Source organism: Streptomyces purpurogeneiscleroticus, from assembly GCF_020024005.1.
Lineage (GTDB): Bacteria > Actinomycetota > Actinomycetes > Streptomycetales > Streptomycetaceae > Streptomyces > Streptomyces purpurogeneiscleroticus.
In genome coordinates this window covers 1-9,935 of sequence record NZ_NHSG01000299.1, presented here as the reverse complement: position 1 = coordinate 9,935, position 9,935 = coordinate 1, and the positions used below count along the sequence as shown (strand labels likewise).

Genomic DNA, 9,935 nt, shown 5'->3' with positions numbered 1-9,935 from the left:
GCCGGCACCCACCGTGCCCCCGGCGCTGATCGCCCACGCCCGGAAGGTCGCCGACAACCACCAGGCCGCCACCGGCACCCCGATCGACGCGGACACCCTCCGCGCCCGGCTCGGCGTCCCGCCGGTCCTCGCCGAGGCCATCACCGCCCAACTCGCCTGAAAGGAAGAGCAATGGCTCGCCCGAACCGCTTCTACGACGTGATCCGCATCGGCCCCGTCCAGGTCGGCTCCTACAACGACGGGCAGGGACGCACCAAGCACACCGCCACCTGCACCGCCCCCGGCTGCCGCTTCTCGGTCGAGAAGCCGGACCGCTCCGCCGCCGAGCTCGCCGCCCGCACCCATCGCTGCAACCCCTGACCCGACGGAGGCAAGGCCCATGCGCTACCCGGACGCCCAGCTCCGCGCCAACCACCGCCCGGCCGACCTGATCCCGGCCAGCGTCCACCCCGGCGAAGTCGTCGTCATCCAGGCGCCGCCGCGCTCCTACGCCGGACCGATCCTGCTGACCATCACCATCGCGATCGGCGCATCCGTGGTCCTGATCGTCCTTGCCGTGACGTTCCAGATCGCGGCCGCCGCTGCCGCTGCAGCCGTCCCCACCGTGGGCGGTGCGGGCGTCAGCCTCAAGCTCGCCCGCAAGCGCTGAACGGCCCCCGGGGCGGCCTCGGTCGCCAAACTTCCGCCGCCCCGGGCGCCTGCACCCCTTCCAGACCGCTGACCCGAAAGGGACTCCTCATCATGCCCGAGAACACCCCTGCCCGCGTCCGGCTCTGCCCCGACTGCGACGGCTTCCCCACCGTCGCCATCACCACCGGCCAGACCAACTCCGACGGCACCCGTACGACCCTCACCGTCATCTGCCGGACCTGCGAGGGCACCGGCACCGTCCCCCGCCGCGCAGCTGCTCGTGAGGTGGCCGCGTGAGTGACGCCGCCACCCTGGCGGGCCTGGACCCGACCACCCTGGGGGACCTCCTCCGGGTGGCCGGGTCCCCGGCTTCGACCGCTGGGAAGACCAGATTCGCCGCACCGAAGGATGCTCCGACCCCATCCACCTCACCGGGGCCACGAAGACGATCGACCGCGCGACCGGAACCGTCTTGCACGCCTACTCGACCAACGCCGAACCCGGCGGACGGCTCCGGGTGTCCTGCGGCAACCGCCGTGCCTCCCGCTGCCCCTCGTGTGCCTGGACCTACGCGGGCGATACGTACCACCTCATCCGCGCCGGGCTCACCGGAGACGAAGCCAAGGGCACCCCGGAGACCGTCCGCGACCACCCGCGCGCCTTCGCCACCCTCACCGCCCCCTCCTTCGGCCCGGTCCACAACCGCCCGAGCAACGGTCACCATCCCTGCCGCTGCGGCGTCCACCACCAGGCCGACGCCCCCGAGCTCGGCACCGCCCTGAACCCGGAGACCTACGACTACGCGGGCGCCGTGCTCTGGAACAACCACGCTGGCCACCTGTGGCGGTCCGTGACCATCTACCTGCCCCGGGAGCTGGCCAAGCGCGCCGGCATCATGCAGAAGGCGCTCAAGGAACGGCTCCGGGTCTCCTACGGCAAGGTCGCCGAGTACCAAAAGCGCGGGGCCATCCACTTCCACGCCGTGATCCGCTTCGACGGCCCGGACGGGCCCGACACCGCGCCCCCGGCCTGGGCGACCATCGACCTGCTCACCGACGCCCTTCGAGCCGCTGCTGCCCGCGCTGAGATCGTCCTCGACCCCGTCGGCGACCAGCCCAAACGTGTCCTGCGTTGGGGCACCCAGCTCGACGTCCGGCCCATCGGCGCCTTTGGAGCGGGCGAAGACCTCACCGAACAGGCCGTGGCCTCCTACGTGGCGAAGTACGCCACCAAGGCCGCCGAGACCACCGGCACCGTCGACCGCCGCATCGGCGAACTCGCCGAGCTGGACAAGCTCCCCGACCTGCCCGACCACACCCGCCGCCTCATCCGCGCCTGCCGCGACCTGGACGACCTCTACCCAGACCGGAAGCTATGGCAGTGGGCCCACATGCTCGGCTTCCGCGGCCACTTCTCCACCAAGTCCCGCCGCTACTCCACCACCCTCGGCGCCCTCCGCCAGGTCCGCGCCGACTACCGCGCCGCCCAGCAACGCGCCGCCCTCGGACTCCCCGACCCCGACGACCACCCCGCAGCCACCACCCGCGTCATCGCCCACTGGGCCTACGCCGGCCACGGCCACACCCCCGGCGAATCCTGGCTCGCCGCCAACCTCGCCCGCGAGATCCAAAACAACCGCGAGATCGCCCGAGAAGTACGCGCCGAACTGGAGACAGAGGAGAGCTGGACATGAGCGCCCGCACGCTGCCCGAGCGGTTCCTGACCCCGGTCGACCTCGCGGACCTCTTCGGCGTACCGGTCGAGACCGTCTACCAGTGGCGGCGCAAGCGCACCGGCCCCCGCGGCTTCCGGGTCGGCAAGCACGTCCGCTACGACCCCGAAGTCGTCCGCCGCTGGGTCACTGAGCAGACGAGCGAGGCCGCCTGATGGCCGGACACATCCAAGACCGCTGGTACAAGACCGAGATCGGACCGGACGGCAAGCCCCGCAAGGTCAAGAGCGACCGCTACGGCTCAGGCATGCGCTACCGCGCCCGCTACGTCGGCCCGGACGGCACGGAGAAGAGCAAGTCCTTCCCCGACCGGCAGAAGCGTCTCGCTGAAAAGTGGCTCGTCAACATCGAAGCCGACATGACACGCGGTCAGTACATCGACCCGCGAGCGTCTCGCATCACCTTCCAGCAGTTCGCGGAGCGCTGGCTGACCGCGCAGACCACAGACCCGACACAGGTCTCGGTCGAAACGCGGCTGCGGCTCCACGCCTTTCCGCGGATCGGTTCGCGGCCTCTGGACTCCTTCCGGCCGTCCCACATCCAGCAGCTCGTCAAGGCCCTGGAAGATGCCCCGATCGAGGGAACGTACGCGCGCACCATCTACGCCAACGTGCGGGCCGTCTTGTCGGCCGCCGTCGATGACGGGCTACTCAGCCGCAACCCGTGCAGCGCAAAGTCCGTACGTCCTCCGGCTGTTGAGTCCGGTCGCGTCATCCCATGGCTCCCGGAACAGGTCTTCGCCGTACGGGCCGCGCTCCCGGAGCGCTATCAGGCAATGACCGATGCCGGCGCCGGTTGCGGTCTTCGCCAGGGCGAGATCATCGGGCTTGCCGAAGATGACGCCGTGGACTTCGAGGCCAACACCCTTCATGTCGTACGGCAGGTGAAGCTCATCCGTGGAAAGGCCGTGTTCGCGCCGCCGAAGGGCAACAAGGAACGTGATGTCCCGCTGCCCTCCTCAGTGGCCGACGCGTTCCGCGACCACTTGGACGCCTTCAAGCCGGTGCCGGTCACGTTGCCGTGGAAGAAGCCCGATGGGCCCCCGGTCACGAAGCGCCTCCTGTTCTCGAACACAGCTGGCGGCATCGTCTGGCGGAGCAACTTCAACGTGCAGGAGTGGAAGCCCGCCCTCGCTGCGGCCGGCCTTATCCCCGAACCGGAACAGGGCGAGCCTTACGACTCGGCGCGCGAGCACGGCATGCACGCCCTACGGCACTCCTACGCTTCGGTCCTCCTGGACGCTGGAGAAAGCATCAAGGCCGTGAGCGAGTACCTCGGGCACAGCGACCCGGCAATGACGCTCAGGGTGTACGCGCACCTGCTGCCGACCAGCAGTGAGCGCACCCGCAAGACAGTAGATCAAGTGTGGTGCACCGCACAGTCTTGAGACAGTCACACCAGACGGACTCTGTATGGAAGGCGTCCAGGGCTGGCGGGCCAATACCTTGCTGGCCCTATAGCAGCAACGGCTTACGAATCAACGGAAGCAAACCTTTGAACCGCAGGCGATTGACGCGTATAACTTAACTTTCTTTCGCGAAAGATAGCTATCCACCTTGGAAAGGTGCGCATAGTGAAGCTCGGAACGGCTATCGTGATGCCGCCCGCAGGCACTGCACGCCAGGCGGGCGGCAAGTCCCCGAATCGCGCTAGGAAGCGGAGACCACGACCACTATGGACAATCGTTCGCCGAGAAGCCACGGCCCCATGCCCGCTTGGGTAACTGGCCTCACCTATGTCAGCGCACTCGCCGCGGGAGCCGTCCTCATCACCGTTGGCGCCGCTACCCCCACAGAGGCGACCGCCTACATCGCCCCCTTCCTCGTCGTCTACGAGCGGGTGTTTGCCCGCCGCGCTTGAGGCCCGGCGGCCCACAGACGGCCCAGAGCACAAACGACGGCCCCCTATCAGCGGAGAAACCGCAGGTAGAGGGCCGTTTAGCTACCCGTGAGACGCGAGTTCTCCAGGTGCAGGCATGGTCCATCCAGTGTGGCAGATCATCCGGCGCGGCCCTGCGGAGAGCGGGGTGGGGGCCGTCACCTCGCCGCCTGCGGCCATGGCCTGTCCGGTCGCCCCCGCGATCGTACGGGCACACGATGGAGGGGAACGGAGCGGCCAGCGCGCTCGGCGTCGTCGCCGTCGGGGCGCGCACGTCGGAAGGAGGCGCAACGCCATGCCCCAGTACATGGACGTCCACCACGAGATGAAGGGCATCACGGGCGACCAGCTGAAGCAGGCCCACCAGGCCGACCTCGCCATTGAGAAGGAGGAAGGCGTCCACTTCGAGAGGGCCTGGGCGGACCCGCAGTCCGGCACGGTTTACTGCCTCTCGGAAGCGCCCTCGGCCGAAGCGGTCCAACGCGTCCACGAACGCGCGGGCCACCGGGCCGACGAGGTCCACCCGGTCCCCCTGACCGTATGAAACCCGGTCCTCGGACCGTATGAGTCGAGGGCCCGCCGTCCTAGTGCAGGACGGCGGGCCCTCGATGAGCGCGGTGCCGGGCGCAGAGCCCGGTAAGGGCCGGTCAGCCCGTACCGACAAAGATGACCAGGAGGAGCCATACCACCGGGGCCGTCGGCAGCAGGGAGTCCAGCCGGTCCATGATCCCGCCGTGGCCGGGCAGTAGCGTGCCCATGTCCTTGATGCCGAGGTCGCGCTTGATCATGGACTCGCCGAGGTCGCCGAGGGTGGCGCTGGCCGCGACCGCCAGGCCCAGGAGCAGGCCCTGCCACCACGCGCCGTTCTCGATGAGGAACTCCATGCACAGCGCGCCCGCCGCCATGGCGAAGGCCACCGCGCCGACGAGGCCCTCGCGGGTCTTGCCGGGGCTGATGCGGGGGGCGAGCTTGTGCTTGCCGAAGCGCCAGCCGACGGCGTACGCGCCGGTGTCGCTGACGACCGTGAGCAGCAGGAAGGTGAGGACCCGGTACGGGCCGTCCGCGTCCGCCGCGAGCATCAGGGCCACGAAGGTCGCGAGGAACGGCACGTAGAACGCCGCGAAGACGCCGGCCGTGACGTCCCGGAGGTAGTGGTCCGGAGGCTCGGTCATCCGCCAGACCAGCACGGCGAGCGCGGTGAGCGCCATCGCCACCCAGGCACCCTCGGCCCCGCGTACGTATCCCGCGACCACCATGGCCGTACCGCCGACCGCGAGCGGTACGAGCGGTACGCAGATGTCCTTGCGCTCCGCGAGGCGGGAGGTCAGCTCCCACAGCCCGACGACCACGGCGACCGCGATGACGCCCACGAAGACGGGCTTGTAGACGAACAGCGAGAGCACGATGATCGCGCCGAGACCGACGCCCACCCCTATGGCGGCCCGCAGATTGCGGCCCGCGCTCTTCTTCGCCGGCTTGTCCGAAGAGGGGCTGTCGTCCGGTGCCGGCGGGGATGTGGGCATGGGTTCCTGGGGGTGGTCATCGCGGAAGAGGGGGCCACTCAGCCGAGCGGCCCCCCGATCGTCCCGGTGGTCGTCCTGGTCTCCGCCTGCGTCGGGCACGGTGGGCATGGACCGAGTCTGCGCTGCCGCGGACCGGTCGTGCACGGGACCCGCCGACGGGGCCGGGGGCCCCTCCCAGCCGTAGCCGGGGGTCGGTCCCGTGCCGGCCGCCCATGGGCCGGCGCCGGGTGGGGTCCCGCCCGCCGAGGGCGAGGGCCGGGCCCCCCAGGATGACTCGTTCATCACACCTCGAGCAGCTCGGATTCCTTGTGCTTGAGCAGCTCGTCCACCTGCGCGACGTACTTCGCGGTGGTGTCGTCGAGCTCCTTCTCGGCGCGGCGCACCTCGTCCTCGCCGGACTCCTTGTCCTTGACGAGCTTGTCGAGGGTCTCCTTGGCCTTGCGGCGGATGCTGCGGATCGAGATCTTCGCGTCCTCGGCCTTGTTCTTGGCGACCTTGATGAACTCCTTGCGGCGCTCTTCAGTGAGCTCGGGGAAGTTCACGCGAATGATGTTGCCGTCGTTGCTCGGGTTGACGCCGAGGTCGGAGTCGCGGATGGCCTGCTCGATGTTGCGCAGCGCGCTCTTGTCGAACGGGGTCACCACGGCCATCCGCGGCTCGGGCACCGAGAACGACGCCAGCTGGTTGATCGGCGTCAAGGCACCGTAGTAGTCCGCCACGATCTTGTTGAACATCGCCGGGTGCGCACGCCCGGTGCGGATCGCGGCGAAGTCCTCCTTGGCGACCACGACGGCCTTCTCCATCTTCTCCTCGGCCTCGAGGAGGGTCTCTTCGATCACCACTTGCTCCTGGTCTTAATCGTAAGAAGCAGAGCCTCGCCCCTGCGCGCGTCTTCTCCTGCACGGTGTCCGACCGGCAGGCGGTTGTCCATCCCCGTGCCGTGGTCTTCCCACGGCCGGGAGTTGCCGCGCGTACGGGGGGCCGCCCGTACGGCGCGTACGGACGTGCTCTTCCGTACGGCCGTACGAACACGTGCTGCCCGTACGGATCCGCGGCGGTGCGGGCCGTCAGGCCCGGGTGCCCTGATCGCTGACGAGCGTGCCGATCTTCTCACCCTTCACGGCGCGCGCGATATTGCCCTCTGCGAGCAGCTCGAAGACGAGGATCGGGAGCTTGTTGTCGCGGCACAGCGTGATGGCGGTGGCATCGGCGACCTTCAGGTCGCGGGTGATGACCTCGCCGTACTCGAGCGCGTCGAACTTCACCGCGTCGGGGTTCTTCTTGGGGTCGGAGTCGTAGACGCCGTCGACCCCGTTCTTGCCCATGAGCATGGCCTGGGCGTCGATCTCCAGGGCACGCTGGGCAGCGGTGGTGTCGGTGGAGAAGTACGGCATGCCCATGCCCGCACCGAAGATGACGACGCGGTCCTTCTCCAGGTGGCGGATGGCGCGGAGCGGGATGTACGGCTCGGCGACCTGCCCCATGGTGATGGCGGTCTGCACGCGGCAGTCGATGCCTTCCTTCTCCAGGAAGTCCTGGAGGGCCAGGCAGTTCATGACCGTGCCGAGCATGCCCATGTAGTCGCTGCGGGCCCGGTCCATGCCACGCTGCTGCAGCTCGGCGCCGCGGAAGAAGTTGCCGCCGCCGATCACGATGGCGATCTCGTAGCCCTCGCGGACCACGGCCGAGATCTCACGGGCGATGGCGTGCACGACGTCCGGGTCGACACCCAAACCGCCGCCGCCGGCGAACGCCTCCCCCGAAAGCTTCAGAAGGAAGCGGCCCTTCCCCTTTTTGTGGGCTTTGTCCGCGCCGTCGGCACCGTGATTCATTGCGCTCTCCTCGTGCACATACGAAGAAGGCCATTGCCGGGGGTCTGGTCAGATCCCTGTACGGCAATGGCCTCCTCGTCACATCTGCGGTCGGCCGGTGAGCGGCCGACTGCGTACGACCCTAGCGGGGCCGCGGGTCATTCGCTGCCCTGCGACAGGCCCTCGGCCCCGGAGGCCGTGGCCCGACGGCAAAGCTTCCGCTCAGCTCAGATGCCGACCTTGATGCGCGCGAAGCGCTTCAGGGTGACGCCGGCCTCCTGGAGGACCTTCTCGACGGACTTCTTGTTGTCGAGCGCGTACGGCTGGCCGAGCAGCGTCGCGTCCTTGAAGAAGCCGTTGAGGCGACCCTCGACGATCTTCGGCAGGGCAGCCTCGGGCTTGCCCTCCGCACGCGTGGTCTCCTCGGCGACGCGGCGCTCGGCCTCGACGACCTCGGCCGGAACGTCCTCGCGGGAGAGGTACTTCGGCGCGAAGGCGGCGATGTGCTGCGCGACGCCCTTGGCGACCTCGGCGTTCTCCTTGTCGAGCTCGACGAGGACGCCGATCTGCGGGGGCAGGTCGGGCATGGTGCGGTGCATGTACGCCAGCACGAAGCCGTCGGTGAACTGCGCGAAGCGGTCCAGGACGATCTTCTCGCCGAGGTTGGCGTTGGCCTCGTCGACGAACGCCTGGACGGTCTTGCCGGCCTCGATCTCGGAGGCGAGCAGGGCCTGGATGTCGGCGGGCTGCGTCTTGGCGACGTGCGCGGCGATCTCGTTGGCGACGGCCTGGAACTTGTCACCCTTGGCGACGAAGTCCGTCTCGCACTTGAGCTCGACGATGACGCCGGAGGTGTTGTCGTCGGCGATCAGGGAGACCACGGCGCCGTTCTCGGCGGAGCGGCCCTCGCGCTTGGCGACGCCCTTCTGGCCCTTGATGCGCAGCGCCTCGACGGCCTTGTCGACGTTGCCCTCGGCCTCGTCCAGCGCCTTCTTGCAGTCCATCATGCCGGCGCCGGTGAGCTCACGGAGCTTCTTGACGTCAGCGGCGGTGTAGTTCGCCATGATCTGTTGAGTCTCTTCTCGAAAGTCGAAAGATCTACGGGTGGACGGCGGGGGCGGTGCTTGTGGCACCGGCCCCCGCCGTCATCATCCGATGCTGAGGTGTCAGGCCTGCTCGGCCGGCTTCTCGGCCTCGGCCTCGGCGGCGGGGGCCTCGGCAGCGGCGGGCTCCTCGGCCGGCTTCTCCTCGGCCTTGGCCTCGTCGGCCTTGGGCTCCTCGGCCTTCTTCTCGCCCTCGAGCAGGTCACGCTCCCACTCGGCGAGCGGCTCGCCGGCCGCCTTCTCGCCCTTGGCCTCGGCGCCACCGGAGCGGGCGATGAGGCCCTCGGCGACGGCGTCGGCGATCACGCGGGTGAGCAGGGTGACGGAGCGGATCGCGTCGTCGTTGCCCGGGATCTTGTAGTCGACCTCGTCGGGGTCGCAGTTGGTGTCGAGGATGGCGACGACCGGGATGTTGAGCTTCCGGGCCTCACCGACCGCGATGTGCTCCTTCTTGGTGTCCACGATCCAGACGGCGCTGGGCACCTTCTGCATCTCGCGGATACCGCCGAGGGTCTTCTCCAGCTTGGCCTTCTCGCGCGAGAGCACGAGAAGCTCCTTCTTGGTGAGACCGGAGGCCGCGACGTCCTCGAAGTCGATCTGCTCGAGCTCCTTGAGGCGCTGCAGACGCTTGTAGACGGTCGAGAAGTTGGTCAGCATGCCGCCGAGCCAGCGCTGGTTCACGTAGGGCATGCCCACGCGAGTCGCCTGCTCCGCGATGGCCTCCTGGGCCTGCTTCTTGGTGCCAACGAACATGACGGAGCCGCCGTGGGCGACGGTCTCCTTGACGAACTCGTAGGCGCGGTCGATGTACGACAGCGACTGGAGCAGGTCGATGATGTAGATGCCGTTGCGCTCGGTGAAGATGAAGCGCTTCATCTTCGGGTTCCAGCGGCGGGTCTGGTGCCCGAAGTGGACGCCGCTCTCCAGCAGCTCCCGCATCGTGACGACGGCCATGGCCGTTCTCCTCGTGTTTCTCGGTTCCACCGCGGCCGGGCGGCCGCTGTGCCTGACGCCCCTGCGCGCCTGCCTGCACGGGGGCTCCGGCATGCACCGGGACACCTGTTCAGGACCGAGGGACGCGGCCACCGTGTGCGCTGTGTCTCGCTGCGCTCCTTACAGAACACGGGGAGTCACGCGCCGGTGGCGGGGCGTGCGAAGTCGACCCGGTCACCCGGATCGCCACAAGAAGTGTACGGGACCGCCGAACCGCCTAGCGACATGCTGCGGGTGGGGAGGGGGTCGGCGGTGGAGAGGAGAG

The 9,935-nt window shown here is 68.9% G+C and carries 11 protein-coding genes and 2 pseudogenes; 8 read left to right on the top strand and 5 right to left on the bottom strand.

Going from position 1 to position 9,935, the window contains the following annotated elements:
* From CCS38_RS19335 to CCS38_RS19300, 8 genes and pseudogenes are all read left to right on the top strand, one after another.
* Positions 1-160, top strand: a pseudogene (locus CCS38_RS19335) (DUF2637 domain-containing protein); the annotation flags it as partial.
* A gap of 11 nt (positions 161-171) precedes the next feature.
* Complete coding sequence (locus CCS38_RS19330) at positions 172-360, top strand: mobile element transfer protein (RefSeq protein ID WP_223734549.1); 189 nt, start codon at positions 172-174, stop codon at positions 358-360.
* Between the two features lie 19 nt (positions 361-379).
* The gene (locus CCS38_RS19325; protein ID WP_223734548.1) at positions 380-649 is read left to right on the top strand and encodes a hypothetical protein; all 270 of its coding nucleotides are present in this window, start codon (positions 380-382) and stop codon (positions 647-649) included.
* Positions 650-741: 92 nt separating this feature from the next.
* Positions 742-927 (top strand): hypothetical protein, encoded by a 186-nt coding sequence (locus CCS38_RS19320; protein ID WP_223734547.1) that lies wholly within the window; start codon positions 742-744, stop codon positions 925-927.
* Positions 924-2,323 (top strand): annotated as a pseudogene (repSA, locus tag CCS38_RS19315) (replication initiator protein RepSA). Before CCS38_RS19320 ends, repSA begins: the two are co-directional and overlap by 4 nt.
* A complete protein-coding gene (locus CCS38_RS19310; RefSeq protein WP_223734546.1) occupies positions 2,320-2,517 on the top strand; it encodes a helix-turn-helix transcriptional regulator in 198 nt (65 codons plus the stop codon). Before repSA ends, CCS38_RS19310 begins: the two are co-directional and overlap by 4 nt.
* The gene (locus CCS38_RS19305; RefSeq protein ID WP_223734545.1) at positions 2,517-3,749 is read left to right on the top strand and encodes a tyrosine-type recombinase/integrase; all 1,233 of its coding nucleotides are present in this window, start codon (positions 2,517-2,519) and stop codon (positions 3,747-3,749) included. The genes CCS38_RS19310 and CCS38_RS19305 overlap by 1 nt, the downstream gene beginning before the upstream one ends.
* Positions 3,750-4,535: 786 nt before the next feature.
* Entirely contained in the window at positions 4,536-4,784 is a 249-nt protein-coding gene (locus tag CCS38_RS19300) for an SCO4226 family nickel-binding protein (protein WP_223734544.1), read from the top strand.
* A gap of 103 nt (positions 4,785-4,887) precedes the next feature.
* Here CCS38_RS19300 and CCS38_RS19295 read toward each other — a convergent pair whose 3' ends face one another.
* From CCS38_RS19295 to rpsB, 5 genes are all read right to left on the bottom strand, one after another.
* Positions 4,888-6,045 carry a phosphatidate cytidylyltransferase gene (locus tag CCS38_RS19295; RefSeq protein WP_223734543.1) on the bottom strand — a complete coding sequence of 386 codons (1,158 nt, stop codon included), beginning with the start codon at positions 6,043-6,045 and terminating at the stop codon, positions 4,888-4,890.
* Positions 6,045-6,602 (bottom strand): ribosome recycling factor, encoded by a 558-nt coding sequence (gene frr, locus CCS38_RS19290; RefSeq protein WP_030266530.1) that lies wholly within the window; start codon positions 6,600-6,602, stop codon positions 6,045-6,047. The genes CCS38_RS19295 and frr overlap by 1 nt, the downstream gene beginning before the upstream one ends.
* A gap of 228 nt (positions 6,603-6,830) precedes the next feature.
* On the bottom strand, positions 6,831-7,595 hold the full coding sequence (gene pyrH, locus CCS38_RS19285; protein ID WP_030624865.1) for a UMP kinase: 765 nt from the start codon (positions 7,593-7,595) through the stop codon (positions 6,831-6,833).
* Between the two features lie 206 nt (positions 7,596-7,801).
* Positions 7,802-8,638: a translation elongation factor Ts gene (gene tsf, locus CCS38_RS19280; RefSeq protein ID WP_223734542.1), complete on the bottom strand. Its 837-nt coding sequence runs from the start codon at positions 8,636-8,638 to the stop codon at positions 7,802-7,804.
* A 102-nt stretch (positions 8,639-8,740) separates the two neighbouring features.
* Positions 8,741-9,631, bottom strand: a complete 891-nt coding sequence (gene rpsB, locus CCS38_RS19275; protein ID WP_031067001.1) for a 30S ribosomal protein S2 — start codon at positions 9,629-9,631, stop codon at positions 8,741-8,743.
* Positions 9,632-9,935: the final 304 nt, after the last annotated feature.